22 protein-coding genes are annotated in these 25,203 nt (G+C 56.9%); 14 read left to right on the plus strand and 8 right to left on the minus strand.

Annotation, left to right across the window (positions count from 1 at the left end):
* The 7 genes from ynfE (at position 1) to clcB (ending at position 8,243) form a co-directional block, all read left to right on the plus strand.
* Complete coding sequence (gene ynfE, locus ACG1VR_RS12470) at positions 1-2,436, plus strand: selenate/tellurate reductase subunit YnfE (protein ID WP_395488932.1); 2,436 nt, start codon at positions 1-3, stop codon at positions 2,434-2,436.
* Between the two features lie 11 nt (positions 2,437-2,447).
* Positions 2,448-3,068, plus strand: coding sequence for a Tat proofreading chaperone DmsD (gene dmsD / locus ACG1VR_RS12475; protein ID WP_172570069.1), 621 nt, complete (start codon positions 2,448-2,450; stop codon positions 3,066-3,068).
* Positions 3,069-3,380: 312 nt separating this feature from the next.
* A complete protein-coding gene (gene osmY / locus ACG1VR_RS12480; protein WP_016536295.1) occupies positions 3,381-4,094 on the plus strand; it encodes an osmoprotectant ABC transporter permease OsmY in 714 nt (237 codons plus the stop codon).
* A gap of 21 nt (positions 4,095-4,115) precedes the next feature.
* Positions 4,116-5,021, plus strand: coding sequence for an osmoprotectant ABC transporter substrate-binding protein OsmX (gene osmX, locus ACG1VR_RS12485; RefSeq protein ID WP_395488933.1), 906 nt, complete (start codon positions 4,116-4,118; stop codon positions 5,019-5,021).
* A 9-nt stretch (positions 5,022-5,030) separates the two neighbouring features.
* Entirely contained in the window at positions 5,031-5,669 is a 639-nt protein-coding gene (gene osmW / locus ACG1VR_RS12490; RefSeq protein ID WP_395488934.1) for an osmoprotectant ABC transporter permease OsmW, read from the plus strand.
* Between the two features lie 36 nt (positions 5,670-5,705).
* Positions 5,706-6,851, plus strand: a complete 1,146-nt coding sequence (osmV, locus tag ACG1VR_RS12495; protein ID WP_395488935.1) for an osmoprotectant ABC transporter ATP-binding protein OsmV — start codon at positions 5,706-5,708, stop codon at positions 6,849-6,851.
* A 96-nt stretch (positions 6,852-6,947) separates the two neighbouring features.
* Positions 6,948-8,243 carry a voltage-gated ClC-type chloride channel ClcB gene (gene clcB, locus ACG1VR_RS12500; protein ID WP_395488936.1) on the plus strand — a complete coding sequence of 432 codons (1,296 nt, stop codon included), beginning with the start codon at positions 6,948-6,950 and terminating at the stop codon, positions 8,241-8,243.
* Here clcB and bioD read toward each other — a convergent pair.
* The 3 genes from bioD to ACG1VR_RS12515 all read right to left on the minus strand — a co-directional run bounded on the left by bioD (position 8,196) and on the right by ACG1VR_RS12515 (position 11,262).
* Entirely contained in the window at positions 8,196-8,891 is a 696-nt protein-coding gene (gene bioD, locus ACG1VR_RS12505) for a dethiobiotin synthase (protein WP_395488937.1), read from the minus strand. The two genes, clcB and bioD, sit on opposite strands and share 48 nt — an antisense overlap.
* A 125-nt stretch (positions 8,892-9,016) precedes the next feature.
* Positions 9,017-10,234 (minus strand): sugar metabolism global transcriptional regulator Mlc, encoded by a 1,218-nt coding sequence (gene mlc, locus ACG1VR_RS12510; RefSeq protein WP_016536288.1) that lies wholly within the window; start codon positions 10,232-10,234, stop codon positions 9,017-9,019.
* Positions 10,235-10,359: 125 nt separating this feature from the next.
* On the minus strand, positions 10,360-11,262 hold the full coding sequence (locus tag ACG1VR_RS12515; RefSeq protein ID WP_395488938.1) for a LysR family transcriptional regulator: 903 nt from the start codon (positions 11,260-11,262) through the stop codon (positions 10,360-10,362).
* 100 nt (positions 11,263-11,362) lie between these two features.
* Here ACG1VR_RS12515 and ACG1VR_RS12520 point away from each other — a divergent pair, with 100 nt between their 5' ends.
* From ACG1VR_RS12520 to ACG1VR_RS12535, 4 genes are all read left to right on the plus strand, one after another.
* The gene (locus ACG1VR_RS12520) at positions 11,363-12,613 is read left to right on the plus strand and encodes an MFS transporter (RefSeq protein WP_395488939.1); all 1,251 of its coding nucleotides are present in this window, start codon (positions 11,363-11,365) and stop codon (positions 12,611-12,613) included.
* 74 nt (positions 12,614-12,687) lie between these two features.
* Positions 12,688-14,172, plus strand: coding sequence for a carboxypeptidase M32 (locus tag ACG1VR_RS12525; protein ID WP_395488940.1), 1,485 nt, complete (start codon positions 12,688-12,690; stop codon positions 14,170-14,172).
* A gap of 152 nt (positions 14,173-14,324) precedes the next feature.
* A complete protein-coding gene (gene asr, locus ACG1VR_RS12530) occupies positions 14,325-14,693 on the plus strand; it encodes an acid resistance repetitive basic protein Asr (RefSeq protein ID WP_395488941.1) in 369 nt (122 codons plus the stop codon).
* Positions 14,694-14,954: 261 nt separating this feature from the next.
* The gene (locus ACG1VR_RS12535; protein ID WP_016536282.1) at positions 14,955-15,761 is read left to right on the plus strand and encodes a serine protease; all 807 of its coding nucleotides are present in this window, start codon (positions 14,955-14,957) and stop codon (positions 15,759-15,761) included.
* 3 nt (positions 15,762-15,764) lie between these two features.
* Here the strand turns inward: ACG1VR_RS12535 and ACG1VR_RS12540 are convergent, their stop codons facing one another.
* The 3 genes from ACG1VR_RS12540 to mdtJ all read right to left on the minus strand — a co-directional run bounded on the left by ACG1VR_RS12540 (position 15,765) and on the right by mdtJ (position 18,754).
* Entirely contained in the window at positions 15,765-17,933 is a 2,169-nt protein-coding gene (locus tag ACG1VR_RS12540) for an EAL domain-containing protein (RefSeq protein ID WP_395488942.1), read from the minus strand.
* A 127-nt stretch (positions 17,934-18,060) separates the two neighbouring features.
* Positions 18,061-18,390, minus strand: a complete 330-nt coding sequence (gene mdtI / locus ACG1VR_RS12545; protein ID WP_016536280.1) for a multidrug/spermidine efflux SMR transporter subunit MdtI — start codon at positions 18,388-18,390, stop codon at positions 18,061-18,063.
* Positions 18,377-18,754 carry a multidrug/spermidine efflux SMR transporter subunit MdtJ gene (mdtJ, locus tag ACG1VR_RS12550; RefSeq protein ID WP_115586284.1) on the minus strand — a complete coding sequence of 126 codons (378 nt, stop codon included), beginning with the start codon at positions 18,752-18,754 and terminating at the stop codon, positions 18,377-18,379. Before mdtJ ends, mdtI begins: the two co-directional genes overlap by 14 nt.
* Positions 18,755-19,210: 456 nt before the next feature.
* Between mdtJ and ACG1VR_RS12555 the strand changes: the two genes are divergently transcribed.
* Positions 19,211-20,242 carry an AI-2E family transporter gene (locus ACG1VR_RS12555; RefSeq protein ID WP_016536277.1) on the plus strand — a complete coding sequence of 344 codons (1,032 nt, stop codon included), beginning with the start codon at positions 19,211-19,213 and terminating at the stop codon, positions 20,240-20,242.
* Between the two features lie 49 nt (positions 20,243-20,291).
* Here the strand turns inward: ACG1VR_RS12555 and ACG1VR_RS12560 are convergent, their stop codons facing one another.
* A complete protein-coding gene (locus tag ACG1VR_RS12560) occupies positions 20,292-20,906 on the minus strand; it encodes an alpha/beta hydrolase (protein WP_395488943.1) in 615 nt (204 codons plus the stop codon).
* A gap of 161 nt (positions 20,907-21,067) precedes the next feature.
* Here ACG1VR_RS12560 and ACG1VR_RS12565 point away from each other — a divergent pair, with 161 nt between their 5' ends.
* A complete protein-coding gene (locus ACG1VR_RS12565; RefSeq protein ID WP_395488944.1) occupies positions 21,068-22,564 on the plus strand; it encodes an MFS transporter in 1,497 nt (498 codons plus the stop codon).
* Positions 22,565-22,603: 39 nt separating this feature from the next.
* Complete coding sequence (locus ACG1VR_RS12570) at positions 22,604-23,185, plus strand: TetR/AcrR family transcriptional regulator (RefSeq protein WP_172570078.1); 582 nt, start codon at positions 22,604-22,606, stop codon at positions 23,183-23,185.
* Here ACG1VR_RS12570 and ACG1VR_RS12575 read toward each other — a convergent pair.
* Positions 23,182-25,074 (minus strand): potassium transporter Kup, encoded by a 1,893-nt coding sequence (locus ACG1VR_RS12575; RefSeq protein WP_395488945.1) that lies wholly within the window; start codon positions 25,072-25,074, stop codon positions 23,182-23,184. The genes ACG1VR_RS12570 and ACG1VR_RS12575 overlap by 4 nt on opposite strands.
* Positions 25,075-25,203 lie beyond the last annotated feature (129 nt).

Genomic DNA, 25,203 nt, shown 5'->3' on the forward strand with positions numbered 1-25,203 from the left:
ATGTCGAATCTCAACAATCCGGGCGGGATTAGCCGCCGCAGCCTGGTAAAATCTTCCGCTATAGGCGGCCTGGCGCTTGCCGCTGGCGGTATTTCACTGCCGTTTGCTTTACGCAGCGCCGCAGCCGCTGTTGCCGGTGCCGTCTCCCAGGAAGATAAAGTGGTCTGGGGAGCCTGTTCGGTCAACTGCGGCAGCCGCTGCGCGCTGCGCCTTCACGTTCGCGATGAAGAGGTCTACTGGGTCGAAACCGATAATACCGGGCTGGATAACTATGGCGATCATCAGGTTCGCGCCTGCCTGCGTGGGCGCTCCATTCGCCGCCGCATCAACCACCCGGAACGCCTGAATTATCCGATGAAGCGAGTGGGCAAGCGCGGCGAGGGGAAGTTCGAGCGCATCAGTTGGGATGAGGCACTAGACCTCGTCAGCGGCAGCCTGAAGAAAACCGTTGAAAAGTACGGTAACGAAGCGGTCTATATCAACTACTCTTCCGGCGTGGTCGGCGGCAACATAACCCGCTCCTCGCCTTACGCCTCGCTGGTTGCCCGGCTGATGAATTGCTACGGCGGCTTCCTGAGCCATTACGGCACTTACAGCACGGCACAAATCGCCTGCGCGATGCCATACACCTACGGCAGCAACGACGGCAACAGCACCTCGGATATCGAAAACAGCAAACTGGTCGTGCTCTTCGGCAATAATCCAGCGGAGACCCGCATGAGCGGCGGCGGCATCACCTATTATCTGGAGCAGGCCCGCGAACGCTCCAATGCACGCATGATAGTCATCGACCCGCGTTACACCGATACCGCCGCCGGGCGGGAAGACGAGTGGATACCTATCCGCCCAGGCACCGACGCCGCGCTCGTCGCCGGGCTTGCCCACGTTTTAATCAGAGAGAATCTGGTGGACCAGCCGTTCCTCGATAAATATTGCGTTGGGTATGACGAGAAGACGCTGCCAGCAGGTGCGCCCGCAAACGGGCACTACAAGGCGTATATTCTCGGCCAGGGCGAAGACGGCGTTGAAAAAACGCCGCAGTGGGCTGCCACGATTACCGGCATCCCTGCCGACAAGATAATCAAACTGGCTCGTGAAATAGGCAGCGCTAAACCAGCCTATATTGCTCAGGGCTGGGGCCCGCAGCGCCAGGCGAACGGCGAACTGACCTCCCGCGCGATTGCCATGCTGCCGATTTTGACCGGCAACGTCGGGATTAACGGCGGCAACAGCGGCGCCCGTGAGTCCACCTACACCATCACCATTGAGCGTATGCCGGTGCTGGAAAACCCGGTGAAAACGCAAATTTCCTGCTTCAGCTGGACGGACGCGATTGTTCGCGGCCCGGAAATGACCGCCAAACGCGACGGCGTGCGCGGCAAAGATAAGCTGGACGTGCCGATAAAGTTCATCTGGAACTATGCCGGTAATACCATCATCAACCAGCACTCCGACATCAATAAAACCCACGATATTCTGCAGGACGACAAGCAGTGCGAAATGATTGTGGTCATCGAAAACTTTATGACCTCTTCGGCGAAGTACGCCGATATCCTGCTGCCGGACCTGATGACGGTGGAACAGGAAGACATTATTCCCAACGACTACGCGGGCAATATGGGCTACCTGATTTTTATTCAGCCCGCCACCGCGCCTAAGTTCGAGCGTAAACCGATTTACTGGATGATGAGCGAAGTGGCAAGGCGGCTTGGCCCTGACGTTCACCAGGCGTTTACCGAAGGAAGAAGCCAGAGCGAATGGCTGCGCCATTTGTACGCTAAAATGCTCGCCAAAGATCCGTTGCTGCCGTCCTACGAGGCGCTGCGCGAAATGGGTATTTATAAACGTAAAGACCCGGCGGGCCACTTCGTGGCTTACAAAAAATTCCGCGAAGACCCGGCGGCCAATCCGCTCAAGACGCCCTCCGGAAAAATTGAGATCTATTCGAGCAGGCTCGAGGAAATTGCCGGTAACTGGGAGCTGGAAAAAGATGAAACCATCAGCCCGCTGCCGGTTTATGCCTCTACCTTTGAAGGCTGGGACGACCCGCAGCGCGGCGATTATCCTCTCCAGCTGTTTGGCTTCCATTACAAGGCCAGAACGCATTCGACCTACGGCAATATTGACGTGCTCCAGGCCGCCGCACGCCAGGAAGTCTGGATCAACCCGATAGATGCGCAGAAACGCGGGATTACCAGCGGAGACAAGGTCAGCGTGTTCAACGGGCGCGGCGAGGTGTATATCGAAGCCAAAGTCACCCCTCGCATCATGCCGGGCGTTGCGGCCATGGGCCAGGGTGCCTGGCACGATGCCAATATGAGCGGCGACAGAATCGACCGCGGGGCCTGCATTAACACCCTGACCACGCATCGTCCTTCGCCGCTGGCCAAAGGCAACCCGCAGCACACCAATCTGGTCGAGATTAGAAAAATTTAAGGAAGCAAAGAATGTCTTCAGATTTACAACGCCTGCCCGCCATCGCCCTGACCGGTCGCGTACTCGGCGCACTTTATTATCAGCCGCCGGGCAGCCCGGAATGCGCGGAGCTTATCGCTATGCTGGCATCACCCGAGTGGGTTACGGAGTGGCCGATTCAGTCTGCTGAATTACCTGATATCGCACGGCTTATGGCTTCCGGCCTGGCGGACGAGGGGCTTGATGCGGAGTATCAGCGCCTGTTTATCGGCCCGTACGCGCTGCCTGCTCCGCCGTGGGGTTCGGTCTATCTGGACAAAGAAAACGTGCTCTTTGGCGACTCAATGCTGGCCTTACGCCAGTGGATGCGCGAGCACGGCTTTGTTCAGGAAACCGAGCAGAACGAGCCGGAAGACCATTTTGGCACGCTGCTGATGCTGGCCGCCTGGCTCGCCGATGAGGAGCAATCTCAGCGGCTGGACGAACTGCTCGCCTGGCATCTGCTGCCGTGGTCAGAGCGTTTCCTTAGCCTGTTCACCGACCATGCCGCCAATGATTTCTATCGCGGGCTAGGTCAACTTGCGCAAATTACCCTTGCCGGATGGCGGCGCGGCATGCTGACGCCGGTGGCGCAGAAGGAGCTGTTCTTCTAAGAATCCTGGTCTTTCGGGGAGCCGACGGCATTCGGTTTCCTGAAAGATCCCGCCCGTCGGCGATAATTGATATGTGACAACGTCACGTCGCATTAACATTTTTAAGACAAATCTTTACTTTCCCCTCCCAGCCCAACAGCCATAAGGCCTGCGCAATACTTTATCCCCTAAACCATTAGCCACTTAATGGTCCGCTAAACTGGAATCCTTCCCGCTGCGTTGCTATAGCTCCAGACACCCTGCCGACACAAGGCATAACAACAGGCCGTCCTTCCGGCGGCAATAACGCGTGCAACAGGGAGACACACTGCAATGCAAAACGCATCCTTCTTAACAAGGTTCCTTCTCGGCCTCCTTGCGCTCGTTGTAGTGCTCGGCCTGCTGGTCTGGGGTATCGGGCCTGAGACAATAAAAGCCCGTCAGGTGGACCTGGTTTACCTCGGGCAGCAGCACTTAATTCTGGTGTTTAGCTCTATGGCGCTGGCGCTGCTGGTTGGTATTCCCAGCGGGATTTTACTCAGCCGCCCTGCCGCCCGCCGCTGGGCGGAATACGTGATGCAGATATTTAATATCGGCAATACGCTGCCGCCGCTGGCGGTGCTGGCTCTGGCAATGGTGGTCATCGGTATCGGCGATAAACCGGCGATTATTGCTCTGTTCCTCGCTTCCCTGCTGCCCATTGTGCGTAACACCTACGCCGGGCTGTGTAGCGTGCCGCCTTCGCTTATCGAGGCGGCTAACGGCATTGGCATGACAAAATTACAGCGTCTGCGCCAGGTCGAAATCCCCAACGCGCTGCCGGTTATGCTCTCCGGGGTACGCATCGCCACCGCCATCAACGTAGGCACGGCCCCGCTGGCGTTTCTTATCGGTGCCAGCAGCTACGGCGAACTGATTTTCCCGGGTATTTACCTTAACGACTTCCCGACGCTGATCCTCGGGGCAGTGGCTACCGCGCTGTTTGCGCTGATACTGGATCTTGCTCTCGCGGGCCTTGGCCGGGTGCTCAGCCCCCACGCCGCTTAATAACAACAATAAGGAGCGTTCATGAAGATGCTTTCCCGACTGCTGAAGGCGGCTCTTACCGCCACGGCACTTCTTACCGCCCAGGCGCAGGCTGCCCCGCTGGTGCTGGCGACCAAGAGCTTTACCGAGCAACATATTCTCTCTGCCATGACCACGCAGTATCTGGCAAAAAAAGGGTTCCAGGTTACGCCGCAAACCAATATCGCCACGGTTATTTCCCGCAACGCGATGATCAATAAACAGATTGATATGACATGGGAATACACCGGGACTTCTTTGATTATCTTCAACCACATCAACAAAAGAATGTCGCCGGAAGAGTCGTATAACACGGTTAAAAAGCTGGATGCCAAACTTGGCCTCGTCTGGCTCAAGCCTGCGGAAATGAACAACACCTACGCCTTTGCCATGAAGCGTGAACGCGCTGAGAAAGAAGGCATTACCACGATGTCTCAGCTGGTGGAGCGGGTGGAGCATATTCGCCAGACCGACCCGAAACATAACTGGATGCTCGGCCTGGATCTGGAATTTGCCGGGCGCAGTGACGGCCTGAAGCCGCTCCAGCAGGTGTATAACATGCCGCTGGACCGCCCGCAGATTCGCCAGATGGACCCCGGCCTTGTGTATAACGCCATCCGTGACGGCTTTGTCGATGCCGGTCTGATTTACACCACCGACGGGCGCATGAAAGGCTTCGACCTGAAGGCGCTGGTGGACGATAAAGGTTTCTTCCCAAGTTACGCTGTCACGCCGGTGGTGCGTAAAGACGTGCTGGATGCTAACCCAGGTCTTGAGGAAGCGCTCGATACGCTTTCGTCCCTGCTGAATAACGACGTGATAACAACCCTGAACGCCAAAGTTGATATCGACCATGAAACCCCGCAGCAGGTAGCGCGTGAATTCCTGCAGCAGAAAGGCTTGCTCTGAGGAGGTATCGTGGAAACTCTGCACTATATGATTGATAACGCGGGCTATATTGGCTCCCTGACCCTGCATCACCTGTGGCTGGTGCTTATCGCCGTCGGGCTGGCCATCGTGATTGGCGTTCCGCTCGGTATTCTGATTGTGCGCCATAAATGGCTGGCCACGCCGGTGCTCGGCGTCGCCACCATCGTGCTGACCATTCCCTCTATCGCCCTGTTCGGCCTGATGATCCCGCTATTTTCGCTGATCGGTCAGGGAATTGGCGTGGTGCCTGCCGTTACGGCCGTCTTTCTCTACTCGCTGCTGCCCATTGTTCGTAACACCCATACCGCGCTGGACAGCCTGCCGCCGGGTCTGCGCGAAGCCGGTCGCGGCATCGGCATGACCTTCTGGCAGCGTTTATGCTGGGTAGAAATCCCGATGGCGCTGCCGGTGATTTTTGGCGGTATCCGTACCGCAGTGGTGATGAACATCGGCGTGATGGCGATTGCCGCCGTCATCGGCGCGGGCGGGCTGGGCCTGCTGTTGCTGAACGGCATCAGCGGGAGCGACATTCGCATGCTGATTGCCGGAGCGGTAATGATTTGCCTGCTCGCCATCGTGCTTGACTGGCTGCTGCATCGCCTGCAAATGCATTTTACCAAGTGGTAACCGGCCATTAAATTCGTCTTTAAAAGAGAGTAAATAATGATAAAACTTGAAAATCTCACCAGACAATTTGTGCAGAAAAACGGCCAGACTTTTAACGCCGTGGACAATGTCAGCCTCAACGTACCCGAGGGGGAAATGTGCGTCCTGCTTGGCCCTTCCGGCTGCGGTAAAACCACCACGCTGAAGATGATTAACCGCCTGATTAAGCCAACCGGCGGCAAAATTTTGATTAACGGGCAGGACACTAACGATCTGGATACCGTCACCCTGCGCCGCAATATCGGCTACGTTATCCAGCAGATTGGCCTGTTCCCGAACATGACCATCGAAGAGAACATTACCGTGGTGCCGCGCATGCTGGGCTGGGATAAAGCCCGCTGTAAAGAGCGTGCCAGCGAGTTAATGAGCATGGTAGCCCTCGATCCGAATCGTTTCCTTAACCGCTACCCGCGCGAGATGTCCGGCGGGCAGCAGCAGCGTATCGGGGTTATTCGCGCCCTGGCGGCAGATCCTCCGGTGCTGCTGATGGATGAGCCGTTTGGCGCGGTCGACCCGATTAACCGCGAAACCATCCAGAACGAGTTTCTCGACATGCAGCGCCAGCTGAAAAAAACCGTGATGCTGGTGAGCCACGATATTGACGAAGCGCTGAAGCTGGGCGACCGCATCGCGGTGTTCAGACAGGGCAAAATCGTGCAGTGCGCCAGCCCGGACGAGCTGCTGGCAAAACCGGCTAATGATTTTGTTGGCTCGTTCGTGGGCCAGGACCGCACGCTGAAGCGCCTGCTGCTGGTGCAGGCCGGGGACGTAACCGACCAGCAGCCGACCATTACCGCCCGCGAGTCCACGCCGCTGCCGGAAGCCTTTGCCACCATGGATGATAACGACATGCGCTCTATTACCGTGGTAGACGGCGATGGTAAACCGCTGGGCTTCGTTAAGCGCCGCGAAGCGCGCGGCGCAACGGGAACCTGTTCTGACCTGCTCCACCCGTTCCGCGTGACCGGCCGGGCTGAAGAAAACCTGCGTATCGTGCTGTCGAAACTCTACGAGCACAATATGGTCTGGATGCCGATTACCGATGAGGACGGGCGCTACAGCGGAGAAATTTCGCAGGATTATATTGCCGACTATCTCAGCTCGGGCCGTACCCGCCGGGTGCTGAATATTCACCAAAGTTAATCGACCTGATGCGCTGCCCGGCGGCGGCGCATTTTCTTTTGAGCTTCTCTTCTTTCTGCCCCACAATAGCGCCATTCCCCCGCTACGTTATCCATTATGCACCGTTTACATGCTTTCCCCGACATCAGGGAGATGCTGCGCCGACTGGTGATTGCGGTCTTCATTGGCCTTGCCTCCGCGCTGGTTGTCTGGCTGTTTCGCCAGGCAATGTATCTGCTTGAGAATGCGTTTCTTGGCGACCACGGCGGCAGCCTGGTCGCGGCTGCGGCTTCGCTTGCCCCCTGGCGACGCGTGATGACGCCGGCCGTTGGCGGCCTGCTCGCGGGACTGCTGTTATGGGGCTGGCAGCGGGCCACCCGCCAGCGCCCTTCTGCCCCCACCGATTACATGGAAGCCATCGAAACCGGCGACGGGCGGCTCGACGTCCCTTCAAGCCTGGTAAAGTCCGGCGCTTCGCTTATTGTGGTCGCCAGCGGCAGCGCCATTGGCCGCGAAGGGGCAATGATCCTGCTGGCAACCGTATTTGCCTCGCTCTTTGCCCAGCGATTTACGCCAGACAAAGAGTGGAAACTGTGGGTGGCCTGCGGTGCAGCCGCCGGGATGGCCAGCGCCTACCACGCGCCGCTGGCGGGCAGCCTGTTTATCGCGGAGATTCTATTCGGCTCGCTGATGCTTGCTTCGCTTGGGCCGGTGGTTATCGCCGCCGTTAGCGCGCTGCTGCTGACCCATTTATTGAACGGCGGCCAGGCTCCGCTATATATCGTCACCCTTCTCGCGCCGCCCCTGCCTTCCCAGTATGGGCTGATGGCGCTGCTGGGCTTAACGGCAGGCGTGGTTGGCCCGCTGATGCTGTGGCTGCTGATGAAAAGCAGCGTGCTGTTTCGCGGGCTGCACCTGTCGCCACCGTTGCAGCTGGCGCTGGGCGGGCTGATTGTCGGCCTGCTTTCGCTGATAACGCCCACCGCGTGGGGTAACGGCTACAGCGTGGTGCAATCATTTCTCTCCAGCCCGCCCGCGCTGCTGTTTGTTGCCGGGGTTCTGCTGTGCAAATTACTGGCGGTGATGGCGAGCAGCGGCTCAGGCGCGCCGGGCGGCGTGTTTACGCCAACGCTATTTATCGGCGCAGCGCTGGGCATGCTGTTTGGTCAAATTTGTGGAATGTGGAGCGGAGGCAGCGAACCGGTGGCGATTCTGCTGGGGCTGACGGGTATGGCCTCGCTGCTTGCGGCGACCACCCATGCGCCCATTATGGCAACGCTGATGATTTGTGAAATGACCGGAGAGTTTACCCTGCTCCCCGGCCTGCTTCTGACCTGCGTTATAGCCTCTACGCTGTCGCGCTGGCTACGCCCGCAGTCTGTCTACCGACAGAGCGCTGCGCAGCCGGGGTAAGTTAATGTACGCCCCGAGGTCGCGCTGTTCGGCGCGGGGCAGGTACGGCAGCTCGCCAATCATTGGCCCCGGCAGTTTCTTGCTCAGCACTTCGATAATTTCCGCGTAGTGCGCCAGCCCTGGGTTGATGCGGTTGGCGACCCAGCCAATAAACGGCAGCCCGTCGTTGGCAATGGCCTGCGCCGTAAGCAGCGCATGGTTGATACAGCCTTCCTGGATCCCCACCACCATCAGCACCGGCAGTTGCTCCTGCACCACCCAGTCGGAGAGCGGGCGCAGATCGTTCATCAGGCTACGCCAGCCGCCCGTGCCTTCAACCACGACATGATCCATCTGGCTGCTCAGGCGCGCCAGGCCGCTGGAGAGCAAAGAGTAGTTCACCGGACTATTGTGGCTAATGCTGCTCTCTTCCTCGCTTAGCGCGATAGGATTGATAGCTTCGTAGGGCAGTTTAACCGTTGAGACGCTTTGTAATACCAGCGCATCCTTGTTGCGCAGTCCTTCTGGCGTCTCTTTACTACCCTTCGCCACCGGCTTATAGCCGACAACGCTTTTACCGCTGGCGGCCAGCGCCTGCAGCAAGGCTCTTGAAACCACCGTCTTCCCCACGGCGGTATCGGTACCCGTTATAAAGAAACGCTTAAGCATGAATCTCTCCCGGAGGTAACGCTTGCAATAAAAACAAAAAAGAAAAATTGAACCGGGAAAGTCTAAAAGAATGGCGCTGCGGCCAGATTGAGATAGCGCAATATTTGGTGAATCAGGGCGTGGAATCAGCCCTGCAACAGGCGAATTAATAAAGAGCCGTTATACATTGCGTCTTTTACCAGCGCCGCACCGGCCATCGTACCCCGATTATTAAACTGGGTACTTTCAACTACCGTATGGCTGCTGTAGGCGGGTAAAGCCTGCTGGCGAATGCAGTCGGTAATCGCCGGGTGGAGAATAGCGGCGGCGCGGTTAAGCGGCGAACCGATAAGGATCTTTTGCGGATTAAACAGGTTAACCATAATGGCCAGAATACGGCCTACGTTCTGCCCGACGCCGATAATAATGTCTTTTGCCAGCAGGTCGCCGCCAATCGCCGCGTCGCACAGGGATTCCACGCTCAGCGGCTGGCCGTGCAGCATCGACCCCATAGACTGGCTCATGCGCTGCTGCGCCAGCTCCAGAACGCTCTCGACGCTGGCGATGGTTTCCAGGCAGCCGTGGTTGCCGCAATAACAGCGCTTGCCGTACGGGTCAACCTGAGTGTGGCCGATTTCGACCAGGCTGCTGCTGCCCGCGTGCAGCAGGCGACCGTCGGTTATTACGCCCGCCCCGACGTTATGGTCGATAACGACCTGAATGACGTCTCGCGCCCCCTGCGACGCGCCAAACAGCCCTTCGGCCATGGTCCAGGCGCTGATGTCGTGCTGGATAAACACCGGCACCCCGGTATGGGTTTCCAGCGCTTCGCCGAGCGGCATATCGCAGATGTCATAAAACGGCATGCGGTGAATAATGCCGCGCACGGTATCAATGATGCCCGGCAGCGTAATGGCGATGGCGGTAAGGCGCTCCAGCTTTTCCTGGTGGCGAATAAAGAACTGATCGACCTGAAAAACGATGCGGTCCAGCAGAGGCTGAGGATCTTCTATCGGCAGGGCGACGGTATCTTCAACCACCAGCTTGCTGCTGAGGTCGCGCAGGCCGAGGGAGATTTCGCCCCGGCTCAGGCGCAATGAAAGATAGTGCCAGGCTTCGGTTTCCAGCATCAGCCCCACGGCCGGGCGGCCACGGCTGCCCGGGTCCTGAATTTCGGTTTCCTGTACCAGGTGAGCTTCAAGCATCTCCCGCACAATTTTGGTGATACTGGCCGGTGCCAGCTGCGCCAGGCGGGAAAGATCGATTCGCGACACCGGACCGTGGGTATCAATCAAACGATAAACAACACCGGCATTGGTCTGTTTAATCTGATCGATATGGCCCGGCTGACTATCAGCAACCACGTGGTACTCCCTTTATTTTCGCGCTTCGAAATAAACTTTTAGGCTATGGTTAAACACTTGAAGCGGGGTAGTCAAATATTTACTTAGGGTTGTGATTTACCGCACATAATCCCGCCATTTTGCGGCTATTTTAGCGCGGATGAGGCCTCTGTTAACAGCGCCGAGATGCGCTTTGCCGCCGCAGAAAGTTCCCGATGCTTCGGCCAAACCAGCCACAGTTCCGACTGCGCTTCCTGCTCTTCTATGGGTAACCACACAACATCGCTTAGCCGAATGCGCTGGAACGACGCGGGGAGAATAGAAACGCCCAGCCCGGCCGACACCAGACCGATAATCGTCATCGCCTCGCCCACCTCCTGGGTAATGTAAGGCACGATATCGTTGCGGTGCAGCAAGCCGACTATGTCGTCGTACAGCCCGGTGCCAACGTGTGGGTCGAAAAAAACAAAAGGCTCTTTGGCAAGCTGTTTAAGGGAAACCGAACTGGCGCAGGCCAGCGGATGCTCCCGGTGTACCATCGCCAGCAGCGGCTCACGCAGGATCAGCGTCCAGTCCAGCGTCTCCGGCAGTTTGGTGTTGCGCATCAGCCCCAGCTCCAGCTCGCCGTCGTTAAGCGGAGCAATCTGCTCCCGGGTATTCACTTCCCGCATTTGAATATGCACATCCGGGTAACGGCGGCGAAAGGCGGACAGGCTGTCCGAGACGGCTTTGATAAACGGCGCGGACGAAGTAAAACCGATGCGCAGCTCGCCGGTTTCGCCCTGATGCAAACGCGCGGCGCGTGCTGCTGCTGCGTCCACCTGGCTAAGGATGAGGCGTGCATCGGTGAGGAACTGCTGCCCGGCGGCGGTCAGATTCACGCTGCGGTTGGTTCGCGCCAGCAGTCGGGCGCCAACTTGCTGTTCAAGGGTCTGGATCTGCTGACTGAGCGGCGGCTGGGAGATGCGCAGCCTTGCCGCAGCGCGGCCAAAATGCAGTTCTTGGGCAACGGCGACAAAGTAACGCAGGTGACGCAGTTCTATATTCATATGCCAAACATATCATTTGAGATTATTAATATATTAGACATAACATTTACACTTTTCTACTCTGTAAATAATAAGTTAACGCACTTTGTAAGGATCTCCTTTGAGCCGCACCACAACCGTCAGCCCCGCCCCGACAGAGGCCGCTGGCGAAAGACCTTCTGTTCAGTCTGTCAGCTACATTAAACGAGGCACTCCCCAGTTTATGCGCGTCACCCTGGCGCTATTTTCCGCCGGTCTCGCCACTTTTGCCCTTCTCTATTGCGTGCAGCCGATTTTGCCGGTGCTGTCGCAAGAATTTGGCGTCAGCCCCGCCAGCAGCAGTATTTCGCTGTCGATATCCACCGCCATGCTGGCTATCGGCCTGCTGTTTACCGGCCCGCTTTCGGATGCGATTGGCCGCAAGCAGGTGATGGTTACCGCGCTGCTGCTCGCCTCCTGCTGCACTCTGCTTTCCACTTTGATGACCAGCTGGCACGGCATCCTGGTGATGCGCGCCCTGATTGGCCTGTCGCTTAGCGGCGTGGCCGCCGTCGGCATGACTTACCTCAGCGAAGAGATGCACCCCAGCGTGGTGGCGTTTTCAATGGGGCTGTATATCAGCGGGAACTCCATCGGCGGTATGAGCGGCCGCCTGATAACCGGCGTGCTGACCGACTTCTTTAGCTGGCGCGTTGCCGTGGCCGCTATCGGCTGCTTCGCCCTCGCCTCGGCGCTGATGTTCTGGAAAATTTTGCCGCAGTCGCAGCATTTCCGCGCCTCCAGCCTGCGGCCCAAAACGCTGTTTATTAATTTCCGCCTGCACTGGCGCGACCAGGGCCTGCCGCTGCTTTTCGCCGAAGGCTTCCTGCTGATGGGCGCGTTTGTCACGCTGTTTAACTACATTGGCTACCGGCTGATGGAAGCACCGTGGTTCCTTAGCCAGGCGGTGGTTGGCCTGCTGTCCGTGGCCTACCTCACCGGGACATGGAGTTCGCCAAAAGCCGGGGCAATGACCGCTAAGTATGGCCGCGGGCCGGTGCTGATAGCCTTTACCGCCGTAATGTTCATCGGCCTGACGCTCACCGTGTTCTCGCCTCTGCTGGTGATTTTTGCCGGGATGCTGCTGTTCTCCGCCGGGTTCTTCGCCGCCCACTCGGTTGCCAGCAGCTGGATTGGCCCGCGCGCGCGGCGCGCTAAAGGCCAGGCTTCTTCGCTGTATCTGTTCAGCTATTACCTCGGCTCCAGCATCGCCGGTACGTTCGGCGGTGTGTTCTGGCACCAGTTCGGCTGGAACGGCGTGGCCGCATTTATCGGCTCGCTGCTGTTTATCGCCCTGCTGGTTGGCACGCGTTTGCATCACCGCGCGCACTAAGGTTCTGCTGGCCTCGTTTTCAGATGCGCTTAATGCTATTTTCTTTGGCGTTAACAACCTGTTCACGAGGCCATATGGAAAAGCAAAACTATAATCACCTGACCCGTACCTTCCAGCGTCTGTCCCGCTTTGACCACCTGTACGCCATTGCAGGCTGGGATATGTCAACCATGATGCCCGCCAACGGCAGCCAGGCACGCGGTGAAGCCCTCGCTGAACTCAGTGTGCTTAAGCACCAGATCCTGACCGACAAGAAAATCGCCACGCTGTTGCAGGCCGCCGCTCAGGAAGATCTCGATGACGTTGAACGCGCAAACCTGCGTGAGATGACCCGCCATTACCAGGAAGCCGTGCTGCTGCCGGATGCTCTGGTTGAAGAGAAATCGCTGGTCGGCACCCGCTGCGAGCACGGCTGGCGTACCCAGCGCCCGGCTAACGACTGGCAGGGTTTTTCCACTAACCTGAAAGAAGTGGTGCGCGTGAGCCGCGAAGAGGCGCAGCTGCGTGCCGAAGCGAAAGGCATCTCCCGCTACGACGCCCTGCTGGACATCTACGAGCCGGGCATGACCAGCGCTAAGCTCGACGTGCTGTTTGGAGACCTGCGCGGCTGGCTGCCGGATCTTCTGCAGAAAGTAGTTGATAAACAAGCCAAAGAATCCCTTATCGCCCCTCAAGGCCAGTTTGCTACCGAAACGCAGCGCCAGCTGGGTCTCGACACCATGGCGCTGCTCGGCTTCGACTTTAACGGCGGCCGCCTCGACGTTAGCGCCCACCCGTTCTGCGGCGGCGTGCCGGAAGACGTGCGCATCACCACCCGCTACAACGAAGAAGAGATGTTCAGCTCGCTGTTCGGCGTGATCCACGAAACCGGCCACGCGCGCTACGAGCAGAACCTGCCGCGCGAATGGCTGGGGCAGCCCGTTTCTCTGGCACGCTCCACCGCGATTCACGAGTCGCAGAGCCTGTTCTTTGAAATGCAGCTTGGCCGCAGCGCGCCGTTCCTGAAACTTCTGCTGCCGAAAGTCACCGAGCGCTTTGGCCCGCAGCCTGCATTTGAGCTAAATAACTTTATCAGCCTTAACCAGCAGGTAGAGCGCGGCTTTATCCGCGTGGATGCCGATGAAGTCAGCTATCCGGCGCACGTTGTACTGCGCTACGAAATTGAACGCGCGCTGATTGACGGTGATATCGAAGTAGAGGACATTCCGGCGCTGTGGAATGAAAAAATGCAGTCCTGGCTGGGCCTGTCTACCGAAGGCAACTACCGCAACGGCTGCATGCAGGATATTCACTGGACGGACGGGGCATTTGGCTACTTCCCTTCTTATACTCTGGGCGCAATGTACGCCGCGCAGCTGTTCGCGGCCGCGAGCCGGGCGCTGCCGCAGCTGGAAAGCGACATCGCCAGCGGCGATTTCAGCGCATTATTTGACTGGTTAAAGCAAAATATCTGGCAGCACGGCAGCCGCTTCACCACCGCCCAGCTGATTACCAATGCCACCGGAGAAGATCTTAACCCATTGTATTTCCGTAAACATTTAGAGTCCCGCTACCTGTAAAATCCTCACGCCGGGTCGTCCGTACCCGGCGTTGTACATTCCGTTACACGCCGATACCAATCACTCACTGAACACTTCCATCCTCCAGCCTATAGTTCATTTCAACGGCCCCGCAGTGGGGTTGACACATAAACAAATTCGAGGATGTCGAAATGAAAAAAGTATTAGCTCTGGTTGTTGCCGCTGCTATGGGTCTGTCTTCTGTTGCTTTCGCTGCTGACACTACTGCTACCGCTCCGGCTGCTGCTCCAGCAACCACCGCTGCTGCTCCTGCTGCTAAAGCACCTGCTGCAAAAGCAACTCATCATAAAAAACACAAAAAAGCTGCCGCTCAGAAAGCTCAGGCCGCTAAAAAGCACCACAAAAAAGCAGTAAAACCTGCTGCACAGAAAGCTCAGGCTGCTAAAAAACACCACAAAAAAGCAGTAAAACCAGCTGCTCAGAAAGCACAGGCTGCTAAAAAACACGTTAAGAAACACCACAAAGCTGCTGCAAAACCAGCTGTACAGCCAGCTGCATAAGTTCAACGGGGCAAACCCGGTGGCTTAAAGCGTTAATATAAAACACCCGGCTTGCCGGGTGTTTATTTCTGGAGTGCGGATAATGTTGCGACGCTATAGTTTCGAGTTAATCCTCGCCCTGCTGGTAATCTGCGGAATTATCACCCTGAGCTTCTGGCTGGGTTAGTGTAGCCCGCTGTTTCTACTCCCACTTTCGGCCCGTTCCGTCTATAGTTACTGCATCTATAAAAACCATAATTATTAGCCCCTTCAGAGAGAGCTATGCGCAAAAGTGTTGTGTTGTTTTTAGGAGCGTTACTCCTTTTACCTCAACTGAGCCATGCGGACGAAGACGATAGCCCCGCTAACGTTAAAACGCTGTTCTTCGGCAAAGATGACCGTATTCGCGTGACCAACCAGGAAGATGCGCCGTGGGATGCCATCGGCCAGCTGGAAACCGCCAGCGGCAATCTGTGTACCGCCACGCTAATTTCACCTCATCTGGCGCTCACCGCCGGGCACTGCCTGCTTGAGCCGCCGCGCGGTAAGGCCGATAAAGCTATCGCCCTGCGTTTTATTTCCCATAAAGGGCAATGGCGCTATGAAATTCATGACATCGAAGGCCGGGTAGATAAATCCCTGGGCCGCCGCCTTAAGCCCGACGGTGACGGATGGCTGGTGCCTTCCAGCGCCGCGCCTTACGATTTTGGCCTGATTATCATCCGCAACCCGCCGTCCGGCATTACGCCGGTGCCGCTGTTTACCGGTGACAAAGACGCCCTGACCGCGGCGTTAAAGGCGCAGGATCGCAAAGTGACCCAGTCCGGTTATCCTCTGGATCATCTTGACGATTTGTATACCCATAATAATTGCTTAGTCACCGGCTGGGCGCAGGCGTCCGTGCTGTCACACCAGTGCGACACCCTGCCCGGCGACAGCGGCTCTCCGCTGCTGCTGAAAACCGACGACGGCTGGCAGCTAATTGCGGTCCAAAGCTCCGCGCCTGCGGCCAAAGACCGCTACCGGGCGGACAATCGCGCCATCTCGGTGACCGGCTTCCGCGATAAGCTCGAAGCGCTGGCGCAGTAAATCTCATGCCGGATGCTGCTGACGCCATGATGACAGCGCGCTCAGCGGCATCGGTTTGCTGAAATAATATCCCTGCAGGCGGTCGCATCCGGCCTGGCACAGCAAACGTAGCTGCCCGTCGTTCTCTACCCCCTCAGCCGTGACAGCCATGCCCAGCGCGCTGGCAATTCGTACGGTGCCGCTCACCAGAGCCAGCGCCTGCTCGTCGCTATCCACCAGGCCCGCCAGGGATTTATCTATCTTGATAGTGTCGAAGTTGAACCTACGCAGGTAGCCAATACTGGAATAGCCGTTGCCGAAATCGTCCAGCGCCATCGCCATACCCTGTGTTTTAAGATTGCGAATGGCCGCCAGCGCCCGCTCCGGGTTTTCCAGCACGTAGCTTTCGGTAACCTCCAGCTCGAGGCGCCGGGCGGGAAATTGGGTTTCTTGCAGCACTCGCGCAACTTTGTCTTCAAACTCCGGATCGCGGAACTGCGCCGGAGAAATGTTGACCGACAGTCGTAAATCCTCAAAAGCCTGTAAATCGCTGCACGCCCGGCGCAGTACAAACTGCCCGAGCGCATAAATCAGGCCGCTGGTTTCAGCCACGCCAACAAAATCGTCCGGTTGTAGCTCCCCTCCGGGACGACGCGGCCAGCGCACCAGCGCCTCAACGCCGGTAATGGCCAGACTCCGGGCATCAATAATGGGCTGATACCAGACCTCAAACTCTTCACGCGCCAGGCCATTACGAATATCGTTTTCAATCACCAGGCGGCGCTCGCGTACGCTATTCAGCGCCGCATCATAGTAAGTAATGCGGCCTTTGCCGGTCATTTTGGAGTGATACATGGCGATATCGGCGCGGCGGAACAATTCGGAGCTGCCGCAGTCCACCAGCGAACCGCAGGCGATACCGATGCTGGCGCTGATGTGGATGGTGCTTTCCCCTACCGGAACAGGCTGGCTGAGATAATCCAGCACCGAACCGGCAAATGCCGATGAGAGCTCCCCGGCGTGTTCACCGCCGATCATCATCGCGAACTCGTCACCGCCCATTCTGACCAGCATGCCGTTAACCGGCACCCGGTCGCGCAGCGAGTTGGCAATGGTGATAATCAACTGGTCGCCGATGTCGTGCCCGTAAATATCATTCACGTCTTTAAAACCGTCGAGATCGATAAACACCACGCTTTTTTCGTCCTTATCCCCGCGCTTGCTGATGCTTTCCAGCCGTTCGATCAGTGCCCGGCGATTTGGCAGGTGGCTCAGCCAGTCGGTCAGGGCAATGTTTCTCGCCTGCTTTTCACCGCGCGCCAGCTTGTAAAGCCCAAGACTGCTGATGGCGATAAAAATCAGGATTAGCAGCGCGGCCAGAATAGCGATGCGCGTAATATCGGCGGAGGCCGCGTGTGCCGCCTCTGCCCCGGGCATTCTCGGCTTCCAGTTAAGGTAGCCCAGCGTCTCGCCGGAGCTGCTTTTTAGCGGCACGCTGGATAAATCCAGCGCCCGTGATGCAAAACGTAGATTCTCAATCTGGAAGGTGTTGCCCAGCTCTTTGAGCATGCTGCTGTTAACCTGGCGGCCGATCACCAGATAGCGGCGAGTGGCATCCCGAACCTGAAGCCGCCCCAGCATCGGGCGTATCAGGCCGATGCCGATAAAGGAAACGCCCGACGAGGTATTGGTTATCCCGGCAAAGATCTTTTTATCATCTTTCAGCGCCTGAGCATGCTGGCGAACCATCGCCTCAAACCCTTTGCCGAGCGGGCTGATGCTGCTCCCGGCAACGCGCTGGCCGCGAAACGAGCCCCAAAGGATATTGAAACTTTCATCCAGGACGTATACGCCGTCGTAGAGATTGTTGATTTTGTAGCCCGCGCCCCAGGTGTTATACAGCCAGTTAACGTCCAGCTCCTGGCGATACACCTGGTTTACCGCGTCGTCCCAGACCGCGTTATCAATCACCAGCGCCCAAACGCGGTTAACCGAAGTCTGGATAGCACCCTGCACCGACAGCGCGCTGCGGTGCTCATCTATCTCATTGGTTTTACTACTGATAAGGTGCAGCGAAAGGTATAGCAGCGCGATAATAGAAATCACTAACCCGATGCCCGCCATAAAAATCATGGCAAACAGGGTTCCGGCGACGGGCGTGCTTTTCCAGCTAAGGGGATTACGCAATTTCATCTCTCTTTTAAGTGAAATAACGTTGAGCTAACCGGTGATTAATTAAGAGGAGTCTCTTTTACCGTAAAATAAGCGTAATACACTTACGGCAAAGCGCTGCCCGATAATTAACGGGCAGCGTGATAGATCAGGCAAATTTGATAATAACCATCCCTGCGAGCAGCAAGGCAAGGCCAATCCAGCCCTTACGGTTCAGCTTCTGGCCGAACAAGATCCAGCCTGCGGCGGCGGTAGCAATAATCCCAAAACCGCCCCACAGCGCATAGGCCACTGACAGCTCGATCCCTTTTACTGCCTGGGCCAGGGCGCTAAATGCCGCCAGTACGGCCAGTAAAGAGAGCACGCCGTAGAGCGGGCGACGGAAGCCATCCGAATGTTTTAATAATATATTCGCGGCGATTTCCAGCACGATAGCAAGCAGCAGCCACAGAGCATGAACCCACTCAAACGACGGCATGATCGCCTCCCTTTTCCGCTTTCTGTTTACGCGGTTTTTTGGTCAGCGTGCCGGATTTAATCAGCGCGATGCCGACAACCAGCGTGCTCAGGCCGAGTATTTTCAGCGGTGAAATGGACTCATCAAACAGCAGCACGCTGAATACGGTAATAAACAAAATACCGATGCCTTCCCACATGGCATAGGCCACGCCGAGGGCAATTTTTTTCACCGAGAACGACAGTAAAATATAAGAGAGGGCGATCATGACCAGCATGAAAATATAACCTGCGTTATTTTCGCTGACGCTTGACCATTTCATTGACAAAGTGCCGGTAATTTCGGCGACGATAGCCAGTCCCAGTAAAATCCAGTAAATCATGATTTCTCTCCTGACAGAGAAAATAAAGCTGCAAGAAGCCTGCAAGACACGTCAAACCGACGAGCAAGCCAAATTAAAGGTGCAAAAAATTTGTCAGAAGAAAGGGACTAAAGCGCGTTGCGCCAGTGTTGTTCACCAGAAAGGGAAGAGGCAGAAGTAGTAAAAATAAAAGAGTTGCTTAAAGGGGTATTGAACATATTGTCCATAATTTTTCCAACTTATCCGCGGTGTTGCTTCTCGTCAGTTGCGGATAGAAAATTGTCCTCAGTAGTTAAACACGCCAAATTTGTACCATAATTCGGTATCTTAGCCCGCGACCTTTGCAATTCTTTACGCTGCACACCCCTGGCTTCACAATGTATTAAACTGTTGGCAACGTTTAAACTAGCGTAATTAATCGATGAATTTTTTACCGGCGGTGTATTATTTTCTGCCTGTAACCGTGGAGAACCTGCAACAATGGCGAAACCAATAATAACTCTGCGCGCTCTGAAAGCCGTGATTATGCTGGGAATGTTGGTAATTATTCTTGTGGGAATAAAAGCCGCAGCGGATATCATCGTGCCGTTTATTCTGGCGCTGTTTATCGCGGTTATTCTCAACCCGCTGATTCGCCGTCTTGAGCGCCTGCGCGTTCCTCGCGTGCTTGCCATCAGCCTGGTTATCGTGATCATTATTTTGAGTATGGTGCTGCTGCTCGCCTATCTCGGCACATCGCTGAACGAGCTGGCTCGTACCCTGCCCCAATATCGTTCTTCGCTTGCCGTACCGCTGCAAACGCTGGAGCCGTGGCTACAGCGGGCGGGGATCTCGGTTTCCGTCGATCAGCTCATGAAATATGTTGACCCCAACGCGCTGATGACCCTGGTTACCGGTCTGCTGACCCAGCTCTCCAACGCCATGACCTCCATCTTCCTGCTGCTGCTCACCGTGGTGTTTATGCTGATTGAAGTCCCGCAGCTGCCGCGCAAGCTCCAGCAATTGATGTCCCGCCCGGAAGAAGGCATGGGCGCTATCCAGCGTGCTTTGGACAGCGTCAGTCATTATCTGGTGCTGAAAACGGCCATCAGCATCGTGACCGGGATTGTGGTGTGGGGAATGCTGGCGGCGCTTGAGGTACGCTTCGCTTTTATCTGGGGCCTGCTGGCCTTTGCCCTCAACTACATTCCGAATATCGGCTCGGTGATAGCGGCTATTCCGCCCGTGGTGCAGGTGCTGGTGTTTAATGGCCTGTATGAAGCGCTGATTGTGGTGGCGGGCTACCTGGTGATTAACCTGGTGTTCGGCAATATTCTCGAGCCACGCATGATGGGGCGCGGGCTGGGCCTTTCAACGCTGGTGGTGTTTTTATCGTTAATCTTCTGGGGCTGGCTGCTCGGCCCGGTGGGCATGCTGCTTTCAGTACCGCTGACAATTGCGGTGAAAATTGCGCTGGAGCAGACCGAGGGCGGCAAGAGTATTGCCGTGCTGCTTAGCGATATGAGCAAGTGATTGCTTCCGTGGCCCCCTTCAGGGAGGAGGCCACGGTGAGAAGAATATTTTACTCAGGATCCAGTTCAAAACGCTCGGCGATGTAGCCCATCGCCTGAGAAACACCGTCGGCGCTTATGGTGTGTACTACGCCAGGTTCGAACAGCGTTTCAACCTCGGCTCCGGCTTCCGTAAGCGCCGCCGCTGCGGCTTCGCTTTCCGCCCACGGGATCACCTGATCCGCCATTCCATGGATAAGCAACGCTGAAGCATCTGCCGCGAGCTGGTAAGGTTTTGGGGAAGCAAGTCGCCCGGAGAATGCCACCACGCCTGCCAGCGGGAAGCGAGCGGTCACCAGCGCGTCCAGCGCCATAATCGATCCCTGAGAAAAGCCCAGCAAAATCACCTGGTCTTTGCCCGGAACCACATCGTGCTGCTCAAAAATAGCCCGAAGTTGAGCGTCGAATGCCGCCCTCGCGTCAACGATGCGCTGCGGACGATTTTGCTCCGTCACGCCCGCCAGGCTAAACCACTGGTACGCCTCGCCGCCGCCGTCAAAAGGCTCGCTGCCGTTCGGAGAAGCAAACAGGACTTCCGGCATGACCTGCTGGAAAAATAGCCCCAGCCCTTCTAAATCCGCCCCGGAACTTCCCACGCCGTGCAACATAACGATCAGTTTTTTCATTTCCCTGCCTTCTCCTGAAACCCATATCGGATTGCTGATATGTGTTTACCCTATCGTATTCGCCATTCCAACAACAGATCCCGGGTTGTCTTTGAGCGGTTGCTCAAGTATATTTCACGCTTGAGCAACCGCTCAATTTCCGTTTTTTAGAGGCATTAACCATGCAGTTCACTAATCGCTGGCTGATTCTGGCGATCCTCACCAGCACCCTGTTTTTAATCATTATTGATATGACGGTGCTCTACACCGCATTGCCGCGGCTTACCCAGGCGCTGAACGCAACCGCGTCAGAAAAGCTGTGGATAATCAACGCCTACCCGCTGGTTGCGGCTGGCCTGCTGCCCGGCGCGGGCATGCTAAGCGACAGGCTCGGCCATAAATTGATGTTTATGTCGGGGCTGCCGGTATTCGGCATAGCTTCTCTATGCGCCGCTTACTCTCCTACGGCGGAACTGCTGATTGCATCCCGTGTGTTCCTCGCCATTGGCGCAACGATGATGATGCCGGCAACGCTTGCCATCGTCCGTCAGGTGTTTATCAACGAACGCGAGCGCGCGCTCGCCATCGGAATCTGGTCGGCTGTGGCATCCGCCGCCGCCGCGCTCGGCCCGGTTGTGGGCGGCGTACTGCTGGAATACTTCTGGTGGGGCTCCGTGTTCCTGATAAACGTGCCGGTCGTGCTGCTGGTTATCGTCTTTGCCTGGTTCCTGATCCCGCGTGATGCGGGAAACCCGCAGCGCCCGTGCGACTTTATCGCATCGCTGCTGATTATGTTCGGGCTGGTTGGCGTGATTTACGCCCTCAAAGAGCTCAGCAAAATGGACGCCTCAATGCTGACGATTGTCGGCTCTCTGCTGGTTGGCGTGCTGTTTTTGGCGCTATTTGTGCGCCGCCAGAAAAACGCGGCACAGCCGATGATCGACTTCTCGCTGTTCCGTAACCGCATGTTTGCCAGCGGTATTTGCGTGGCGATTATTACGATGATCGCGCTTACCGGCATCGAACTGGTGCTGACCCAGCGACTCCAGCTGGTGCTCGGTCTTACGCCGCTGCTGGCGGGACTGTCGATTCTGCCGATCCCGATTGGCTCCGCCCTTGCCTCCCCGCTTGCTGGCATCATGCTGCCGCGCTGGGGCGGTTCCAGGATGATGGTTTTCGGGCTGCTGGTTACCGCTCTCGGTATGGCTGGCGTGGCGCTGCTTGCCGACTATAGTCTCGCCCCGCAGCTTGCCGCCCTGTTTGTTATCGGCCTCGGGCTTGGCGTCGCTTTTACCGCAGCTTCAACCTCAATCATGCTTAACGCTCCGGAAGAAAAAGCCGGAATGGTGGCGGCGATTGAAGACGTGTCGTGGGAAATGGGCGGCGTGCTCGGCGTAACGCTGCTCGGCGGCCTGATGACGGCGGTATACAGCTCAAGCCTGGTGCTGCCGGACGGGCTGGTCAGCGGCAAGGCGGCCTACGATAGCCTGGACGAGGCGCTGCATCTTGCCCGGAATATGAGCGAGCAAGGCGCAGAGCAGTTGACCAACCTTGCGCGCGCCGCGTTTGGGCAGGCCTATCTGACGGTCGTAATCTCTGCCGCAGCGCTGGTTGCCGCCAGCACCGTGGCGCTGAAATACGCCCTGCGTCAGACGGAAAATAGCGTTAAAAACTGCTAAGATAGCTTCCCTGACGCTATAGATAATTGTGGAATAATCATGAAACAAGCAGCTGACACGCTGAGAAGCAAAATCCTGAGCGGGGCCATCGAGCTGTTCATTGAGAAAGGTATTGAGAAAGTGACCACCCGCGAACTGACCGAGCGGGTGGGCATCTCACGCAGCCACATTTATCACTATTTCCGCGACTGGCAAACGCTGTGCATTGAAGCAATGACCGACTTTTTAATGGCCGACCTGCACAGATTTACCGAAGAAACCAACGCTTTTTCCCCGGAAGAAAAACTGCGCCGACTGACTCACATTTACCTCCCCCATGCGCCGGACGCGGTCTGGCAGCTCTACGGCGCGCTGTGGCACCAGGCGGCTCACAGCCCCCTGTGGGCGGAGCTGGCGCTGGATATGACGCAAAAATGGGAAAAGGTGCTGGCGGATATTATTGCCGCCGGTATCGCCGAAGGTATTTTCAAAACGGTTGATGCCGGCCGCGTTACGCGCCAGCTTAGCGCCCTGCTAAATGGCTATGCCGACAAGCTGCTGGTTGCCTCAGCGCCTGCCGACAGAGAGCTGGCGCTGGGCGATATCGACAGTTTTATCCGCCTGGTTCTGCGCTCCGCTTAAATCGCTATGCGGCGGCTAATTTCAACCACCCGGTCGCTCGGCAGCCGATAATAATGGGTCACATGGGTGGCGTTCCTGAGCATAAAAGCAAAGCCTTTGCGCTGCCAGCCCGGAATCCCTTTCCCATCCTCACGCGGGACAATAGTTTCGTGTCCGAGATAGTAAGTCACATCCTCCACCGAAAAAGCACACGCCATTTCACCCAGCCTCGCCATTAGCTCGGGAATATGCGGCCTTTCCATAAAGCCGTACTGGGCGATACCGCGCCAGTAATCCGGTGCCTGCTCAATAATCACCAGTCGCTCTCCGGCGGGAACGCGCGGCACGTTCATAATCGAAATCGTCAGCGACAGCACCTGCTGCTGTAGCGCATGGTTACGCGCAACATGCCAGCGCATCACGGGCGGAATACCGTTGCGATTTTTAGTCAGAAACACCGCTGAACCCTGCACGCGAGGCACGCCCCGCTCTTTCAGCGCGGCGAAGAACGTGTTGACGTCGATGACCGTCTCATTCACCGCATTTGCCGCCTCGCCAGCACCTCGATGCCAGACCAGCATGGTGGTACAAACTACCGCCGCCAGCAGCAGCGGAATATAGCCGCCCTCCAGCACCTTAATCAGGTTGGCAATTAAGAAGCAGGTATCGATGATCAAAAAGCCCCCCGCCACCAGCGCGCTGGTCAGCCGCCGCCACTGCCAGATGTGGCGCATCGCCACGTACAGCAGCCCGGAGGTCATCAGCATGGTGAGCGAGACCGCAATGCCGTATGCCGCGGCGAGGTTTTCAGAGGATTTAAAGAACACCGTCAGGAACAAGGTGACGGCCATCAACAGCCAGTTAATGGTGCCGATATAAATCTGCCCGTAGCTTTCAGCGGCGGTTTGCCTGATGCGTAAACGCGGCAGCCAGCCGAGCTGAATGGCCTGCCGGGTCATGGAGAATGCGCCGGTGATTATCGCCTGGCTGGCAATAATGGTGGCAAGCGTGGCGAGGATAACCAAAGGCATCAGCAGTGCCGGAGGGCACAGCCTGAAAAAGATGTTTTGGCTGATATCCGCCCCGGAAAGGATAAGCGCCGACTGCCCGGCGTAATTCAGCAGCAGGCTCGGGAACACCACGCCAAACCAGGCCAGCCAGACCGGTTTTTTACCGAAGTGCCCCATATCGGCATACAGCGCTTCGGCTCCGGTTACGCACAGGAAGACTCCGCCCAGCACCATAAAGCTCACAAAGCCGTTAGAAACCAGAAACTTCAATCCATACCACGGATTGAGCGCCATCAACACCGCGGGATGCTGGGCAATGCCCCAGATCCCCAGCCCGGCAATCGAAATAAACCACAGCGCCATAATCGGGCCAAATACCTTGCCGATTTTCGCCGTGCCGAACGGCTGAACCGCAAACAGCGCCACCAGAATAGTGACGGCAATCGGCAGCACGTAGGTTTCGGCTTCGGGCCAGAGAATATTCATGCCTTCAATCGCCGAAAGCACCGAAATGGCCGGGGTAATCGCCCCGTCGCCGTAAATAAGCGCCGCCCCAAGCAGAGCAGCAAGCACCACCCAGCGCGAGCCTTTATCTTTCGCCACCAGCAGCGACATCAGCGCCATGATCCCGCCTTCGCCATGGTTGTCGATGCGCATGGCAAACATCGCGTACTTCACCGAAGTAATCAGGATCAGGGTCCAGATAATCAGCGACAACAGCCCGAGGATCACCGCCGGAGTTGGGTTATTCCCCGAAAGCAGCAGCACCGTTTTCAGGGTATACAGCGGGCTGGTGCCGATATCACCAAACACCACGCCCAGCGCGCTACCGGCCAGAATCAGCTTATGCGGCGATGAAACGGCGGCTTCCCCGCCGCCCGCCGGTGACAACTTTGACATACCCAATCCCTTCTGTAATTTTTCTACCGTTGGTGATGACAAAGTATAGAAGTTGATAAAAAGCTTCAGATAAACAGCGGCAAATAAAAAAGACCCGACAGTATCACCGCCAGGCCAAAAGGTACTCCA

It is taken from the genome of Cedecea davisae (genome assembly GCF_044095835.1).
Taxonomy (GTDB): Bacteria; Pseudomonadota; Gammaproteobacteria; order Enterobacterales; family Enterobacteriaceae; genus Cedecea; species Cedecea davisae.